This is a genomic window from Tenacibaculum soleae (assembly GCF_030549005.1).
GTDB lineage: Bacteria > Bacteroidota > Bacteroidia > Flavobacteriales > Flavobacteriaceae > Polaribacter > Polaribacter soleae.
Map to the genome: position 1 here is coordinate 56,780 of NZ_JAUOSW010000003.1, position 16,323 is coordinate 73,102.

The following is a 16,323-nucleotide window of genomic DNA, read 5'->3' on the forward strand; positions in this document are numbered from 1 at the left end:
ATGATGGTAAATAAACAAATAAAACAATTTTTTAAAATAGTATTCATTATTGCAAGTATTTGTTCTTTGGCTTTTGTGCCTTGGGTTTTAGTAAAGGCATGGATAAAACCGTTACCAAATACAGTTCAAGAGCAAGTAAACGAAGCTATTAATTATGGGTTAGACGGAATGATTGTTTATGTAGATGAAGCAGGAAAACCACCCGCGTTTTATACTGGAGGTTGGAAAAATAGAGCAAATAAAATACCAGCGGATCATAAATCGTTATTTAATATTGGTAGTATAAGTAAGCTATATGTTGCTGTTGCTATCACTAAATTAGTAAAAAACAAACGATTATCTTTAGATAAAACTGTAGCTGATTATTTTCCAGAATTGGTAGGGAGAATTGAAAATGTAGAAAATATTACGATACGATTATTAGTTCAGCATCGAAGTGGTATTCCTAATTATACTGAATATGGTTATTGGGAAAACCCAACAAAAACATATGAGAAAGCACTTGACTTAGTTTTAGATTTACCTGCCAACTTTAAACCTGATGAAGATTACGAATATTCAAACACCAATTATTTACTACTTAGAGTTCTTATTGATAAAGTGGTAGGTTATAGCCATAATCAATATATTAAAGAAGAAATTTTAGAGCCACTTAATCTTAAAAATACATTTAGTTCTCATAGTGAAGTAAATTTAAATGATATAATGAGTGGTTATTATGTTGGTTATGATGAAGACCAAAAAACAGCATATGACGGTATGTTTGCTACCGCAGAAGATGTAGGTGTTTTTTTACGAGCATTAAACGATGGTTCGGTATTTAAGGATGGAGAACAAGAAATATACACTTCTATTTACGAATATGAACATGGTGGTTTAGTTCCTGGTTATCAAAGTTTGGCAGAATATCATAAAGATATTGATACGGTTGTTGTTCAATTTATAAATACGACTGATTTTAGAGGGTATCAATGGAATTTATCACAAATTATAATTAATCGTATTGTAAAAATATTAGAAAACAATAAATAATTGAAAACGGATAAAAATTGTACATCAAGTTTTACGATTTGTAAAGAATGTCAAGGGCAAGGTAAAAAAAGTAAAAGAGTGCGTAAAAATGTACAACTTGCTTATGAAGCGACATTGGATGCATATGAAAAATCCGATAAACAAAAAGTAGCCCCTATTCGCCCAAAGGCAGTACAACAGGCTTGTTTAAAATGTAATGGTTCAGGATTATTAGCGGTTGACAAATATCCTATAGCAGATATAGAGAATTATCCACATGTAGCTATAATTGGCGGAGGTATTGGTGGTGTAGCACTTGCTGTTGCGTGTTTGCATCGTAATATTCCGTTTACACTTTATGAACGTGATGCTAGTTTTAATTCTAGATCACAAGGTTACGGACTTACCTTGCAACAAGCTAGCAATGCTATTAAAGGGTTGGGTATTTTTAAACTGAAAGAAGGTGTTGTTTCAACAAAACATGTAGTTCATAATCCCGAAGGAAAAGTTATCGGAGAATGGGGTATGAGAAAATGGATAGATTCTAATGTTAAAAAAACTTCGAAACGAACAAATATACACATCGCCAGACAGTCTTTACGATTTGAATTACTAGCACAATTAGGGGATACTAAATCTGTAAAATGGGGACATCAATTAATAAATTTTAAGGAATCTGAAGATGAATCAGTAACGTTGAGTTTTAAAGTTGATGGAGAAATTAAAAAAGAAAAAGCAGATTTGGTAGTAGGTGCAGACGGAATTAGAAGTACTGTTCGTAAACTTTTAATAGGTGATGATATTACGCCATTACGTTATTTAGGTTGTATTGTGATATTAGGTATTTGTCCTTTAAAAGATATTAAAAATAGTGATAATTCTTTGTTAGATTCTGCTACTGTATTTCAAACAGCGAATGGTAATGAACGTATTTATATGATGCCTTTTACATCAGATGCTGTTATGTGGCAACTAAGTTTTCCGATATCAGAACAAGCTGCAAAACAATTAAGCGAAAAAGGACCTAAAGCACTTAAAGATGAAGCTTGTCGTAGAACTCCGTGGCACAATCCTATTCCACAAATTTTAGCAGCTACAGATGAAAGTAATATTTCAGGATATCCGGTGTATGATAGAGAATTATTAAAACCAGAGTTGTTATCCAAAGCAAAAAAAGTAACATTAATTGGTGATGCAGCACATCCTATGAGTCCGTTTAAAGGGCAAGGAGCTAATCAGGCTTTATTAGATGCCCTGGCCTTGGCTAGAGGAATATCTAAAGGATGTAGACCTTTATCAGAATGGAGAAAAATAGGAATAAGAGAAAGTGTATTAACTGATTTTGAAATAGAAATGATAACGCGTAGTGCATCAAAAGTACAAGGATCTGCAGAGGCTGTAAAATTTTTACATTCTAAAGATGTGCTTCAAGAAATGAATGGCCCAAGACGACAATTTATAAATAAAAATACTTAGGAAATAGAATTGATATAGCTAATTGTTTTGCTGTTAAATAAGGATGCCTTTTCTACATTAACTACATGACCACATTTTTTTAAAACTACTAAAGAAGCGTTTACATGTTTTTCAACCACATTTTTAATAGCAGGTAAAAACAAGTGGTCTTCATCTCCCATAATATATAGCGTTGGTATTTTTAAATCTTTCATTCTAAATAATCGCAAAAGCGGATTAATTTCAGAAGTTAATTTAAACCAACGCAAAAACTCTTTTTGATAAAGTTTTTTAGCTTCGTTAACAAAAAGTAATCGCGATTTTTTATGATTTTTTTTAGGCATAATTATAAAAGCAAAAAGCTTGTATAATAGCATATATGGCACTATTGATTTGAATAAGTTACCAACAAAAATTAAAAAACGAGAGCGTAAATTAAATTTAATAATAGCACCTCCCATAATCATACTACTCACTAAACTTGGTTTCTTTTCAGCTAAGTTTCTAATTAAAATAGTACCCAAAGAAATACCAACAAAATGCGATTTTTTTATCTGTAAATAATCAATAACCTCTACAATATCGTCAGTAATAGCATCAAATGTGTATTTTTGATTAAATGGTGATTTTATAACTGATTTACTATCTCCATGACCGCGTAAATCAACAATTAAAACATTAAAATGTTTTTTAAAATCACGAAGTTGTTTGTACCAAATAGTGCTACTACCACCAGCACCATGTACAAATGTTACCCATTGGGTAGAAACAGCATGTTTGTAAGAATAATAATTTAACAAATTATAGATGTTTATAAATCCGAGCAAAAATAATTAATTAAAAACTTAGAATCTTAGTTTAATGCCTTTTTAAAATAATTCTTTAAAATTGCAGTAAGAACCTGTGTTAAGGTTCTTACTGTAATGAGTTATTATTAAGTTAATTTATATATTGAAAGTGATGATTGTATCAGCACGAATAATTTGTGTACTTCCAGGTATATAAGCAGGTTTTTGTTCAGAAAAAGTTGATTCGTCTTGCAATTCACTTTCTTTTACATTTTCACCAAAAGCATAATTTAAATTGTATTCATTTAATAAAACCTTTATCTCAGCAAATGTTCTTTTTATAAAGTTTCCATTAGTATCTTTTACCGTTGAATTTATAAAATCAGGTAAAAAACGTATAATTTGAGTATCAGAAGGAGGCACAGGCATAATATCAAACTGAATTTCGGCACTTGCGTTTAAATTCATATTGTATTTATTAGTATTCGTAGCATTTACAGGTGTTGCATACATTTTGGTGCGAAAAGCTTTTCCTTTATTTAAAACACTAGATGATTGTTGTGATAAGGATAATGATATTTTAGCTTTTGCCGTTGTTTTTGGAATTGTGTAAAAGGTAGGTTGATATCCAATTTCGCGGAGTAACTTTAATGATGTTTCTGCATTATCAGGATCTGAATTATAAATTTCTAAGGTTTGCCTTAATGAGCCTTTGTCTAATGCGGCTTGTGCTTCACCAACACCCTCGCCAATAGAAGCTATAAAATCTCCTAAAGGTGCAGCAAAAGCATCTTTTAAATAATCATTTGAATTGTTTGACATGTTTTTAGTTTTTTAATGGTTTAGCAAAAATTACAATTACTTCTTGTCCTTGAATTATTTCCGACCCTACTTCTGGTATTTGTTTAATTGCTTGTCCTTCTATAAATTTAGGATTATCTGTTGGCTGGTAAACCACATCTAATTTTAGCCCATAATTTGTGATGATTTTTCTTGCAGCTGTTTCTGTAAGCCCTATAATATTCGGAACCGTATTTTTTGATTTTATACTGGTTGTATTCGGAACAATATCAATACTTATATCACTAATTGCAGCGGCATTAATATCTTTCGCAGATTCAAAATCAACCAAACCAAATAAAGTGCCTTGAGGTCCTTTTTCTACCGTAGCTTTTAAGTTTAATGAAATGTTTGCCATTTTGAATCTAGAGTTGTCCATTTCTGCATCAGCAATTGTAATATCATTTATAATACTACTATATACTTTTTTAGCATCTAATTTATTCGGATTCTCAGCATCAACATAACTTTGTATTTCGGTTACTTTGGTTTCTAGTTTAGAAATTTCAATTTCTTTTACCGCTGTGTTTTGAGTAAGTGTAGCTATTTCATTGTTTTTTTCAGAAACAAGTTGTTGTGATATTTTTACTTTTTCAACTAAATCATCAATAGAGTTTTGTTGTGTTTGTAAATCGTTTTTTGTTTTTTTAACTTCTAAAAAAATCGATTGTTTTTCTTTTATAAGTTCATTTTGAGTTTTTTGTAAATCCTTAATAGTGTTTGTTTTTTCTAATAGGACTTTTTTAAGTTTATCAGTTTTAGAAGTATCATTTTTTAATATTGATATTTCTTTTTTTAACATTTCTATTTCTTGACTTTTCTCAGTTAAATTGTATTGTATTATCGCTGTTTTTTCTTCGTAATTAGCAACTAATTTTTCTAATTCTTTAACACGAATAGTAAGTTCATCTTTAGTTACTTCAGAAGATTTTAAAATTTCAATTTCTTCTTGTAAATCAATCAATTTTTCGTTTTGGTTATTTAATTTTTTTAAAAGAGATTCAATTTCATTGGTTTTATCCTCTAACTTTTTTATTAGTAGCTTAACTTCTGGAGAAGTATCATCTTTATGAGCGTTATTTAGCTGTTCTTTTAAATCTGCAATTTCATTAAGACTATTATCTAAAGATTGCTTTAATAATGACTCAGTTTCTTCATGTTCATTTAAATGTTCGTGAAGTTTTTTAAGTTGACTATCATGTTTTTCATTAACCTTTTTAAGGTCGATTTCTTGCTGCTTTGTTAAGGTGTTTAGTTTTCTGTTTTCTTCTTCTAATATTAAAAAACCTTTTTGAAAACCATATAAATAAATAGGAGAGGCAATAATTATTGAATTATTTTTTTTGATAAATAAAGATTCATCTAAAAGCCAAAGTTTCTGAAAATCAATAGCGATTTGTAAATTATCCTCATCAAAAAAGATAGTAGGAGCTTCAGAAATAATTAAAGTTTTTTTCTGGTTAGATTTTACAATTCTAAACATTGGTAAACTTCCTTCGCTCATGCAATCTCGTACAAGTCTAGTAATCAATTCCTCTTTAGCAAGTCGAACAGGAATTTCATATGTATGAGATAATAATCCTTTTTTTGTTTCAATCCTCGTAACAAGTTTTCTCCAAGTTTTGTTTTCAATATCTAAAAACTCTATATCTAAAGTATAAGCTTTTAAAGCAGTATTATTAGCTGCTATTAAGTCGCATTTAAAAAGTAAAGAGCGGTATTTTGTAGCCATAATTAGTGTTTTTGAATTGATATTTTAGTAAAAACAGTTCCCACATTAATATCAATTTGTATGGTGTTTTTAGCATTATAATCTGTTGTGTCTATTTGAATTGTATTTACAGCAATTCCGTTAATATCTGTAATAACTTCTCCTTGTTTTACAAAGTTTGTATTGTGATTTAAAACGCTGTTTGTATTTAATAAAATGGTTTTATCTCTGTTATAATTAAATTCTACTAAAGCACCCGGAATTTTCTCACCAGCAGAATTAAAAATAGCAACTTCAATATCGTAAATATTAGAAGTATTGGTTTGTTTAGGAATTGCTTCAATAATTAATTGAGGCAAACCATCATTAGGGGCAATAGCAACAAAACGACCAGAAATACTGCTGGTTATTTTATCGGATTCAGTAGCGCTAGTTGTTTTATTTACTGGACGATAAGTCATCATAGGAGCTGGTGAATATGGCATTTCCGCCATTGAATATTTACCATAACCTTTACTTTGATTATAAGTTCCATCGGTTGTAGAGGATGTTTCTAATTCGGTTTCTACCTGTAAGGTAAAATCTAAATATGGCAAGGTATATAAAGTATTCGGACGTCCATATTCATCATAAGGAGCAGCATTACGCAACTGATGTTGCGCTTCATTTAAGCTTTCTGAAATTCCGAGTAGTATTTCTTTTAAGGTAATAGATGTATTTTGTGTGCTCATGATATTTATTTGGTATGTAAATTAGAATGAAAAAGGATCTTTTGTAGATTTTGCTTCCTTTTTGGTTGGAAGTTCATCTGCAAATTCTTTGACTTTTTTTGCAGTAGAAAATATCTCTGAAATATTAATTGTATTAAATCCTTTTGAAGCTTTTTCTTCTTTTTTATTGAATATTTTGTCTAAGGAATTTAACTTTAATGAAGCTTTTTCATTCTTATCTAATTTATTTAATTCACCAGAATTATTAAAAAGATTATTAACAGTTGTATTCGTTTTATTTAAATGTTTTTTTGATGTTTTGTAAAAGTTATTAACTTTGTTCAAGTTTTTGTTTAAAGCATTAATATTTTCAGTATTCTTTTTTTTTGATGGTAATGGGGTTTTAAATTCGTTTTGTTGTACTTTTTTAACAAAAACTGTTTTCTTTTTATCTATTTTATTAAAAGTGTCTATTGTTTTTTCAGCAGTTTTAGTAATTGTACTTGTTTTTTTAATAGTTTTAGAAAAAGAGTTGTTTATTGATGTTTCCTTTTGGGTATTAAGATTATTAGAAAGTAAATCGTTTATTTTATTTAAACTTTGAGAAATATCATTAGCTACAGTATTTACTTTTTTAATTGTTTTAGAAGTGTTATCTATAGTTTTAGTAATCTTTTTTATTTCTTCAGGAATTTTCGTTTTCTTTTCATTGACAAGAATAAGTTTTTTAGAAAATTTAGCCAGATTTTCATCAACTTTATTTATATTTTTTAAAGCATTACTACTAACGTTTGTAACTTTTTTAGCTGTCTTTTTTACATTATAAAAAGTTTTAAGTAAAGCTTTTGATTGCTTCTTTTTACTAGAGAATTCTTCTTTTTTATTTTCTTTTTTAGATAATAGATTTGTAGATTTTTTTTGTGTTTTTTCAATGAAATCTACATTAAAAAAATCCTTTTCCTTTCTATTTAGATTACTATTTTCTTTAACTTTATTTTTTCTTCTTTCAAGAGTTTTTAGCTTTTTTTTTGCTTCTTTATACTCTTCTTTTCTTTTTTGATAAATAGATTTTATCTCAGTATCATAGCCCTTGTTGGTAGAAGAATGCTCTTCTTTTTTACCAGTAAGAGCATTCATGTTTTGTTCTAGTTCTTTTTGCTCCTCTAATAAGCTTTTTAAATTAACATTGGACGCAGCAATATCTTCTAACGATTTATCATTAGTGGCAGGTTGTATTAAATCTGATAAAGAAAATTTTTCGTTTTCAGCATCTTCATCTTTCACCGATTTTTTAGCCAGTTCTTCTTGCTTTATAAACTGTTTCCAATGTTTAGTCATTTTTAAGGAGTGTTTAGTTTGTTTCTTTTATCTTCAAGTTCAGTTGCTATCATTGCACGTAAGCGCTGTTCAAACACAGGTGGATTTGGTACTGCTACCAACTTGGTGCGTAACATTGAACTACCTTCTGCTGAGTATTGATATTTTTGTGAAAAACTAGCAGAAACAGATGCGCTAACAGCAACAAAGCCTACATTAACGCCAGCACTTACAGACGTAGAAACTCCAAATTCTGTAGTTTGACTCATAGAAACAGACATTTTCATTTCTAAAACAGTATCTACATATTGATAAAATGTAGGCGTAAAACCAAGGGAAAGCAAACTATATTCTTCACCACCCATATCCACTTTTGTATCTACCAACTCTTTTGCCAATTCCATAGATACTTTATCTAAGGCACGTTGTGCTTGAGCGATTCCTATACCAAGTGTTTTTACCATTTCTGGTAAAGGTGCATTTAAAATTTCTTTCGTTATACGTCCCATTTTAGTATGTTATTAAATTATGATTCTGATTCTTCTCGCGCAATTTCCATTTGTTGTTGAATACGTTCATCTAAAATAGCAGGAGGTGGAATAGGTACTAATTTGGTTTGTAGAATACTAGAACCTTCTGCTGAATAACTAAATTTTTGTGAAAACCCTGCATTTACTTGTGTTGTGGTAACAGTTCTGTTATTATTATATTTAGCTCTAGCTTTGAAAATATTAACACTTGCACCACCACTATTGTTTTTACTTTCTGTTTTACGATCATAAGAAAATGATGAAGAACCTTCTCTTGTAAATTTGATAGAAATACTAACACGTATCATAGTATCTACAAATTGATAAAAAGTAGGAGAAAAACCTAGCTCTAACATAGATAAACGCTGTGGTAACATAACTTCTCTAGTCCCTCTACCAGGAATAACCATTTTTTTACCAGGAACAATTACTGGAACAGCTTTTCCATTAGTCCCATCCAGCTCAATATATGTATCTCCTTTGTATTGGTACCATTTAGTATTGGCTTTATCCCTATAATAAACTTCTGGATTTTTTTGACTATCAGGCGTAAAAGTTGTACCAGTATCTAAAGGAGCGGCACTTACATCAATAACCTCTCTATCATAACCCGCCTCTGTGTCACCATTAAATTTAGCTTCAATAGCAGCTTGATATGCTTGGTCGTTATTTGAGTTATATAGTTCGACCGCATCTGTTAGTTGTACTTTTTCTTTACCAAAAAATACACGACTATCTTTAAAATTTATAAATTCTTGTTCGTTTCCATTACTATCTTTTATAGTGTCTTTAACAGCTTTAAGTCCTCCCATCATTTCAGCAACTTCGATAGAATTAGAGTCTAATGCCATTTGTGCTTCGGCTATGGAAAAAGCCATTTGTCGAATCATATCGCCCATCGGAACGTCTAATAATTCTTGTCCTATACTAGGATTTTTTCTAAACATATTTTTTGTTTTTATTTGTCTTTTGTTATTGTTGATTTTAATATTTCATAATATACATCTGGTGCTGGTAGCGATACAATTTTTGCAGCAATAGAAGAGGAAGCCTCTGCTGAAACAGAAAACTTACGTGCATAATGAGCAGATATAGAAATTCCGAACATTTGGGTTTCTGTACTGTCATTATTTGCACTAAAACTATTGTTGGCATTGTTTGCACTTGCGTTAGTATTGGTATTTGAGTTAGAACTGTTTCCGTAGTTAAAACCTAAAGAACCACCATAACTTTCAGATTCTGCTACTGAGAACTCCATTTTCACTTCAAAAGAAGCTTCTGTAAAAGCATAAAAAGTAGGAGCAAAGCCAAGACTTATTAGGTTGTGTTCTTCGTCACCTACACCAATTTTAATAGTTGCCATTTCGTTCGCTAAACGAATAGAATTAGCATCTAATGCAGCTTGTGCATTGGCAATAGAAGCACCTAGTTTCTCTAACATAAATGGTAGAGGTGCATTGGTGATTTGTTGTATAACTTGTGGTGCTGCGCTCATAATTATTAGCTTCCAGAAGTTGTATTACCAGTTAATGATTCAATGTAGTTTTCTAAACCAGTAGGAGGTGGAACAGAAATCATGCGAGCAGAAACAGAAGCGTTTCCTTCTACAGATACTCCAAATTGTCTTGCATAACGTACATCTAAAGAACCGCTTAAGGCAGAAATTTTTGGGTCTTTAATACTTTTTAAGTCAGATTTTGCAAAATATTCACTATTGATTACTTTGTGTATGTTTAACGAGTCGTTATTATTACTGGAGTTTTGGGTGTTAGACGATTTATCTTCAATCGTTATGTCTTCAGTATCGTTAGAAAATAGGGTATATTCTATTTTGGCATCTTTTCTTAGAGAATACACCACATCGCCAGAAACTTGAGCGTAAAACTTATTCGTATTATCTAATTTTGTTTTTACTTCAGCTAGACTATTTATAGTCTCGTTTATATTAACATCACTACCAGATCCAATTACAAAACTGAGTGTAGTATTAGCAGCAGTTGCTGCGTATTTTTGCATAATACCAGATGTTGCTGTAGCCCAATTTGTAACTATGGAAGCAGAGTTGCTTTGGCTAAAATCGCCGCCTTCAACAAAAATATATTCGTTGCCATTAGTATCAATTTCAATTACAGCCTTTCGGTAATCAGCATCATTTTTATTGTCACCAACATTAGTTTTAGCTTTTTGCTCACCTTCAGAATTAATTTCTATTACCTGAGTTTCATTAACACCTAAAGCTATCAAATAATTTTTTACCGTATTGGCTCTTTTTAGCCCCAAATCATTATTAAAATTATCGCTACTAACACTATCTGTATGACCTGTTACTTTAACAGTAACATCAGCATCGTTTAGCATAATAAAAGCTAAAGCTCTAAGTTTATCTTTTAGGTTTTCTGTGTTTTTTGGACTTGTACCTTTGCTGTACGTAAAATCAATAGCATGGTGTTTCGAAAAATCGAAAAAAACAGTTAGTTTGTCTTCATGTTGTATACCAAACTTAAAGCTACTGTTAACGATAACATTTAAATTGTCTGCTAAATTTGTTTTATCTATAGTTATAGTATTAGCATTAGTAGTTCCTTTAATTTTAATACTTACATTAGAGTAGTCTTTAAATTTAAGAATACCTGTATCTTCTGCATAATAATTTAGCATGGACAACATACCAAAGCCATTATAATTATGTGTTCTTATATCATTGCTGCTACTAGCGTTAACAACATCTTTAGTTTCAATTATTTTAGAATCTACTCTCTGTATTTCTGAGTCTGACGATAAGTTTTCAGCAGTTTCTTCAAGCCTGTTAATGCTACCAGTTTCTTTACTAGTATTTACAGTACTTTGATTTACTTTAAGTGTGTGTTCATTAGATAAAGTTGTCCAATATTTTCTACTACTTTTAAACTCTTTATACTTTTCTTCCTGATAGCTATTTTCAATATCTTGAATATGTTTTTCTGTATAGCCTTTCTTTTTACTAGCGTCATATTCTATACTTAAATCAACTTCAATGTCTTCTTGAATTGTCATTTTTAAGCTAATAGAAGCAGATACATCTGCGTATTCGAAAGAATAAAAAGCAGGTTGAAACCCTAATTCTAATAGAGATTTATTACCAACCTTTGTTTCAGAAAGCCTGGTAATTTGTTTAACGGAATTGGTATCTAAGCGCTCTTGCGCGTCAGCAATACCTAAGGCTAGCCCAGTTACAATACTACTAACATCTACGTTTTGTAGTATTTTGGCACCTTGATCAAGTGTGTTAATGTTTGCCATATTTAATTGTTTTTAATGGTTAAAAAGGAGAAATTCCCTCGGGCAAATCCATGGCTATTTTTGGATTTACAGATTCTTTTCTCACTATAAAATAATTGTGTTTTTTTTGTAATCGGGTTACCTGATCTTTGTTTATTTTATAACCTCTTAAAAGCCAGTTTAACAATTCATCAGTTATAGGATGTTTTCCTTTTCCTATTTCCTTTTGTGCGTTTGTTAATAATGTTTTAGCTTCTTCTTGTTCTTCTTTCAAGATGTGTTGTATGGCTTGTCTTTCACAAACAAAAGCATTGTGTTTTTTTACCAATACATTGGTTTCTTTATCAGCTAAAAAATCTCTGTAGTTTTTACAAAAAGATATAACTTCATCATAAGAACCTAGTTGCTCTAAAGCTTCCATAACACATTGACTATAATGCTGAAAAAAGAGTTCGCTATCTTTTTGTGTTTGTGTTAATCGTAAAGCCTCTTTATAATGACGTAAAGCTTCTTTATAATTTTTATCTAAGGCGTGCATTTTACCACGTTCGGCAATTCTAAAATGCAACATTTTTTTATTTTCCATAAGTTAAATAAGTGTTGGTTCGCAGTTTAGTAGTACTAATTGAGCATATAAATAATTGGCTATTAAATCAGGTATTTTAGTACTGCTTTTCCAGTGATTTGTATTTTCATTAAAAGAACTTACATCAATAAATTGAGCTAGTATTTTTTTAACAGCTGCATGATCTTTAATTTCATCAACAACTAATTCTCTTGTTGTTTTAAAATTATTTTCTACAGAAATTTCAATACCAATTTCATTACATTTTTTTATTGTTTTTTGAGCAGATTGATTACTAATACGATCAAAAAGAGTAATAGGTAAGTGTTGTTTTAAATCAGATAAAATAGTTGAAGGCATACCAATTTTATCTGTTAAAAAAGAAACATGTTGTGTGTTATTAACATCAAAAGAAGTTAAATTAATAGTAACTAATTGATGTGTTTGGTTAATTACACGAATTCCTGTTTTAGATTGATGTTCTCTCCAAATGTTACTGCTTTCAGTAAAAGTTAAATCTTTTAAAATATATGCCCCATTTACTAAGGTTTCTAGTGGTTTGTTAATTTTAGTAGTAAGTCTTTTTAAATCATTTTTAGCAAATTTATCAGATATATAAATACTAAATAGATCATTTCTAGGGTTAGAATAACAAACCAAAGCATCTAAACGATCTTGTAATGCAACTGCGGTAGCTTTAGAAACACCACCTAAAACAATACCAGGCTGAGCGAGTAACATGTTTAAAGCTTCTGATTGTTTACAACCTAAAAATTCAGATAATTGATGAATTACATTAGGTAACTTAATAATATCATCAAAATAAATACTGATTTCCACTTGTTCTTTACTGATTTCTACTTTTTCTTTTTCATCAGTTACTTGTACATCTAAACCAAGTTTAGTTAATGTTGACGCTGCTTTTTCGGCTAAATCTAAATCTATTTTTTGAAATAAAACAGAAGGCGCATTGTACAACATTTTTAAAATGAATTCTTGTGGCATTTTAAAAGAGTCGGCTAATAATTTTGATACACTAGGATTTGCGGTTCCAATAGAATTGATAATTACAGTGTTTTCCATTTAAATAATTTTGTTAAAGTTTATAATACAGTTGCTTACTGTTGAGTTTTACAAACTTCACTATATATTTATGTTTATTAGACGTTTGATAAACGTATAATACACTGTAAAATAAACCTTAAACTTTAGGGTTGTTTAACCCTATGCCTTTAGGTTTTATAAATTTGAAAGGAATTTGAAGAAAATTGTTTCTTTGTGTCTTAATAAATTATATTTAACACTTAAAAATTAACGAACTATGATTACATCTTTATTATTAGCAATTACAGTTATTGCTTTCGGTATTTATATTTATAAGTACCCACCAAAAAAACCAATACATACATCTAAAACCAGTATTTGTTTAGATTATTCATCTGAACCAATGAATCAATTAAGTGTACCTTTAGTTCATGAAATGGTAAATGGTTATAAAAACAATCAATTAGCAAAGATTAACAGTAGTTTAAATATTAATGATGCTCATTCCATTAGGTTTGAATTAGAAACTCTGAAAGCGTTTATTTACCATACAGAAATGAATGCAAAAAAACATAAAGTACCTAGTAAAAGTTTAGGAATACGTATGTATTATTCTCGTTATCCTGAAAAGGAAACATGGAAAAGACCTTTTACTGATTTGTCAGATTTTTTAGGAAACTCTACTACTGAAAAATATGAAAAATTACATACTTTAGTTATGATTCCAACTATTCGTAGAGGAGAAGTAGATTTTGACTTTAACCCATTAGATGAAAAAACATATACTACAAGTTTAAAGAAAAACGAAGCGTATTTAAATAATGGGGCACAAACCAGAACAGCAGCATTAAGTGGAAGTAAAAGCTCAAGAAGTTCTTCTAGTAATACAGGGTCTCAAAATCATGGAAGTTTAATACCACCTGTAATCGGTTCAGGTGAAGGTTTCTCTTAAAAAAAAACATGTATAAATTATATCCATATATGAATGATATATTACTAGGGTTAGAGTTTTTTTCAGCCCTAGTTGCTTTGCTTTATATTAATAAATTAAAAAAAACGTACTGGAAATGGTTTGCAGTGTATTTAGTATTTATTTTTATCCAAGAGTTTTTTTGGAAATTTAATTCGTCTTTTTTAAGTATAAGAAAACAAAGTTATTATGCTTTTATAGGTATTCCTTTTCAATATTTATTTCTCTATTGGTTATATGCTTATAAATCTCTAAAAAACAAAAAACTCTTTTTAATTTTATCTTTCATATATTTATTAACTTTTATTCCTTTGGAATTATATAATAAAAAAATAATAACACTTTATTCTATAAATTTAACAATGGGAAGTATTATATTAATTTTCTTAGTTGTATTTGAATTTATTAAGCAAATTAAAACGGATAATATCCTTGAATTTAAAGAGAATAAAATGTTTTATATAAATATAGCGATTGTATTATTTTACGTAGGTACTTATCCGTTTACTGCTTTTTATTATGAGTTAGCAAAAACGCCATATATAAGAATTTGGAATGCATATTATTTATATTTTTTAATAGCTAATTGTATGATGTATTTATTATTTATAGCTTCTTTTATATGGGGAAAACACAAATCATAATAACTTTAATTTTATTTAATGTTATTTTTATTACTTTTTTAGGAGCTATATTCATTTTTATTAGAGAGTATAAAAAGAAAAAGAAAGCGCATTTACAGCAAATTTACGCTATTGATGAAACACATAAAGAAGAGTTATTAGAAACTCAACTTGAAATTCAAACCCAAACAATGCAGTATATAGGGCAAGAAATTCATGATAATATTGGTCAAAAATTAACATTAGCAAGTATATACACACAACAATTAATTTTTGAAAATAAAGCTCCTGAAATTAACGAAAATATTAAAGGTATCAATGACATTATTAATCAATCATTGCAAGAATTAAGGCAATTGTCAAAATCTTTAACCGATGACTCTATTAAAAATAATTCAATTGATAAACTTATTGAAAATGAATGTAAAAAGGTAAATGATTTAAAAAAATGTAATGCTCAGTTTTCGAAACATATCGATATCGAGTTAGATTCTTATCAAATTAAAAGTATCTTACTAAGAATCACTCAAGAGTTCCTTCAAAATAGTATAAAACACTCGCAGTGTAAGAATATTTTTATTTCACTACATATTTCTAATACTATTATACGTTTTATATTAGAAGATGATGGTATTGGTTTTAAATCTGAAACAGTAAAATCAAATGGTATAGGACTTCAAAATATTAGAAAAAGAACTGAATTAATTGGAGGTAATATATTATTAGAAAGTGTTGAAAAGGTAGGCACAAAATTAACCATTGAAATCCCCATATAAATGAAAAAAACTATTGTTATTATTGACGATCATATTTTAATAGCACAAGCATTAAGTAATATTATTTCAAATTTTGAAGAATTTGAAGTTTTATATGTTTGTGAAAACGGAAAAGATTTTCAAGATAAAATTAATAGTAAAGGAGTTCCTGATATTGTTTTATTAGACATTAGTATGCCAGTTATGGATGGGTTTGAAACAGCTAAATGGATTAAAGAAACACATAAAGGTATTTTAATTATGGCTTTAAGCATGCAAGATGATGAATCTAGCTTAATTAAAATGATTAAAAATGGTGCAAAAGGCTATCTTCTAAAAAATGTATATCCAACCGATTTAGAAAAAGCACTTAAAAAACTCATTGAAAAAGGGCGTTTTTTTCCAGAATGGGCTTCTAGTAAAATTTTTGACAGTATTAGTGATGGTTCTGAAGCTAATCAAAAAATAAAATTAACTGACCGTGAAATAGAGTTCTTAAAGTACACAGTTACCGAAATGAACTACAGGGAGATTTCTGAAAAAATGTTTTGCAGCCCACGAACTATAGAAAACTATAGAGATAGTTTATTTGAAAAATTAGAATTAAAAACTAGAGTAGGCTTAGCTGTATATGCTTTAAAAAATGGATTTATAAATGGTTAATAAAATGTTTTTTTCAAAATTTTGATTTAGTCTTTTGAATCAAATAAATATCTTGTGCTAGATTAAACGAGTTATTTATAAAA

17 protein-coding genes are annotated in these 16,323 nt (G+C 29.2%); 6 read left to right on the forward strand and 11 right to left on the reverse strand.

The annotated features are described in order from the left end of the window. Nucleotides 1-3 precede the first annotated feature (3 nt). Nucleotides 4-1,032: a serine hydrolase domain-containing protein gene (locus Q4586_RS04810; RefSeq protein WP_303527462.1), complete on the forward strand. Its 1,029-nt coding sequence runs from the start codon at nt 4-6 to the stop codon at nt 1,030-1,032. Continuing rightward, complete coding sequence (locus Q4586_RS04815; protein ID WP_303526836.1) at nt 1,033-2,487, forward strand: FAD-dependent monooxygenase; 1,455 nt, start codon at nt 1,033-1,035, stop codon at nt 2,485-2,487. Here Q4586_RS04815 and Q4586_RS04820 read toward each other — a convergent pair. The 11 genes from Q4586_RS04820 to Q4586_RS04870 form a co-directional block, all read right to left on the reverse strand. Next, on the reverse strand, nt 2,484-3,266 hold the full coding sequence (locus tag Q4586_RS04820; RefSeq protein ID WP_068705308.1) for an alpha/beta fold hydrolase: 783 nt from the start codon (nt 3,264-3,266) through the stop codon (nt 2,484-2,486). The two genes, Q4586_RS04815 and Q4586_RS04820, sit on opposite strands and share 4 nt — an antisense overlap. Before the next feature lie 144 nt (nt 3,267-3,410). Next, entirely contained in the window at nt 3,411-4,076 is a 666-nt protein-coding gene (locus tag Q4586_RS04825) for a hypothetical protein (protein WP_068705310.1), read from the reverse strand. 4 nt (nt 4,077-4,080) lie between these two features. Further along, nucleotides 4,081-5,826: a PASTA domain-containing protein gene (locus Q4586_RS04830; protein WP_303526839.1), complete on the reverse strand. Its 1,746-nt coding sequence runs from the start codon at nt 5,824-5,826 to the stop codon at nt 4,081-4,083. 2 nt (nt 5,827-5,828) lie between these two features. After that, nucleotides 5,829-6,536, reverse strand: a complete 708-nt coding sequence (locus Q4586_RS04835; protein WP_068705321.1) for a hypothetical protein — start codon at nt 6,534-6,536, stop codon at nt 5,829-5,831. A gap of 21 nt (nt 6,537-6,557) precedes the next feature. Continuing rightward, on the reverse strand, nt 6,558-7,853 hold the full coding sequence (locus tag Q4586_RS04840) for a hypothetical protein (protein WP_303526842.1): 1,296 nt from the start codon (nt 7,851-7,853) through the stop codon (nt 6,558-6,560). 2 nt (nt 7,854-7,855) lie between these two features. Further along, a complete protein-coding gene (locus Q4586_RS04845; RefSeq protein WP_068705325.1) occupies nt 7,856-8,341 on the reverse strand; it encodes a hypothetical protein in 486 nt (161 codons plus the stop codon). Nucleotides 8,342-8,358: 17 nt separating this feature from the next. Then, on the reverse strand, nt 8,359-9,309 hold the full coding sequence (locus Q4586_RS04850; RefSeq protein WP_303526844.1) for a hypothetical protein: 951 nt from the start codon (nt 9,307-9,309) through the stop codon (nt 8,359-8,361). Nucleotides 9,310-9,320: 11 nt separating this feature from the next. After that, the gene (locus tag Q4586_RS04855; protein WP_068705329.1) at nt 9,321-9,857 is read right to left on the reverse strand and encodes a hypothetical protein; all 537 of its coding nucleotides are present in this window, start codon (nt 9,855-9,857) and stop codon (nt 9,321-9,323) included. A gap of 5 nt (nt 9,858-9,862) precedes the next feature. After that, nucleotides 9,863-11,641 carry an OmpA family protein gene (locus Q4586_RS04860; RefSeq protein WP_303526847.1) on the reverse strand — a complete coding sequence of 593 codons (1,779 nt, stop codon included), beginning with the start codon at nt 11,639-11,641 and terminating at the stop codon, nt 9,863-9,865. Nucleotides 11,642-11,660: 19 nt separating this feature from the next. Beyond that, a complete protein-coding gene (locus Q4586_RS04865; protein WP_068705335.1) occupies nt 11,661-12,206 on the reverse strand; it encodes a hypothetical protein in 546 nt (181 codons plus the stop codon). A 3-nt stretch (nt 12,207-12,209) separates the two neighbouring features. Continuing rightward, nucleotides 12,210-13,268, reverse strand: a complete 1,059-nt coding sequence (locus Q4586_RS04870) for a hypothetical protein (RefSeq protein ID WP_068705337.1) — start codon at nt 13,266-13,268, stop codon at nt 12,210-12,212. Between the two features lie 238 nt (nt 13,269-13,506). Here Q4586_RS04870 and Q4586_RS04875 point away from each other — a divergent pair, with 238 nt between their 5' ends. Genes Q4586_RS04875 through Q4586_RS04890 form a run of 4 tightly spaced genes read left to right on the forward strand, consistent with a single transcriptional unit; the run spans nt 13,507 to nt 16,240 of the window. Then, entirely contained in the window at nt 13,507-14,181 is a 675-nt protein-coding gene (locus Q4586_RS04875) for a hypothetical protein (protein ID WP_068705339.1), read from the forward strand. A gap of 29 nt (nt 14,182-14,210) precedes the next feature. After that, entirely contained in the window at nt 14,211-14,843 is a 633-nt protein-coding gene (locus Q4586_RS04880; protein WP_303526856.1) for a hypothetical protein, read from the forward strand. Next, entirely contained in the window at nt 14,822-15,598 is a 777-nt protein-coding gene (locus tag Q4586_RS04885) for a sensor histidine kinase (protein ID WP_303526858.1), read from the forward strand. Before Q4586_RS04880 ends, Q4586_RS04885 begins: the two co-directional genes overlap by 22 nt. Further along, nucleotides 15,599-16,240, forward strand: a complete 642-nt coding sequence (locus Q4586_RS04890) for a response regulator transcription factor (RefSeq protein ID WP_303526862.1) — start codon at nt 15,599-15,601, stop codon at nt 16,238-16,240. The last annotated feature ends 83 nt before the right edge of the window (nt 16,241-16,323 follow it).

Coding starts and splice junctions, on each gene's coding strand:
- Q4586_RS04835 (WP_068705321.1), bottom strand. CDS start 6,536: ATGAGCACACAAAATACATCTATTACCTTAAAAGAAATACTACTCGGA.
- Q4586_RS04825 (WP_068705310.1), bottom strand. CDS start 4,076: ATGTCAAACAATTCAAATGATTATTTAAAAGATGCTTTTGCTGCACCT.
- Q4586_RS04830 (WP_303526839.1), bottom strand. CDS start 5,826: ATGGCTACAAAATACCGCTCTTTACTTTTTAAATGCGACTTAATAGCA.
- Q4586_RS04840 (WP_303526842.1), bottom strand. CDS start 7,853: ATGACTAAACATTGGAAACAGTTTATAAAGCAAGAAGAACTGGCTAAA.
- Q4586_RS04850 (WP_303526844.1), bottom strand. CDS start 9,309: ATGTTTAGAAAAAATCCTAGTATAGGACAAGAATTATTAGACGTTCCG.
- Q4586_RS04890 (WP_303526862.1), top strand. CDS start 15,599: ATGAAAAAAACTATTGTTATTATTGACGATCATATTTTAATAGCACAA.
- Q4586_RS04845 (WP_068705325.1), bottom strand. CDS start 8,341: ATGGGACGTATAACGAAAGAAATTTTAAATGCACCTTTACCAGAAATG.
- Q4586_RS04860 (WP_303526847.1), bottom strand. CDS start 11,641: ATGGCAAACATTAACACACTTGATCAAGGTGCCAAAATACTACAAAAC.
- Q4586_RS04880 (WP_303526856.1), top strand. CDS start 14,211: ATGAATGATATATTACTAGGGTTAGAGTTTTTTTCAGCCCTAGTTGCT.
- Q4586_RS04855 (WP_068705329.1), bottom strand. CDS start 9,857: ATGAGCGCAGCACCACAAGTTATACAACAAATCACCAATGCACCTCTA.
- Q4586_RS04885 (WP_303526858.1), top strand. CDS start 14,822: ATGGGGAAAACACAAATCATAATAACTTTAATTTTATTTAATGTTATT.
- Q4586_RS04875 (WP_068705339.1), top strand. CDS start 13,507: ATGATTACATCTTTATTATTAGCAATTACAGTTATTGCTTTCGGTATT.
- Q4586_RS04870 (WP_068705337.1), bottom strand. CDS start 13,268: ATGGAAAACACTGTAATTATCAATTCTATTGGAACCGCAAATCCTAGT.
- Q4586_RS04865 (WP_068705335.1), bottom strand. CDS start 12,206: ATGGAAAATAAAAAAATGTTGCATTTTAGAATTGCCGAACGTGGTAAA.
- Q4586_RS04810 (WP_303527462.1), top strand. CDS start 4: ATGGTAAATAAACAAATAAAACAATTTTTTAAAATAGTATTCATTATT.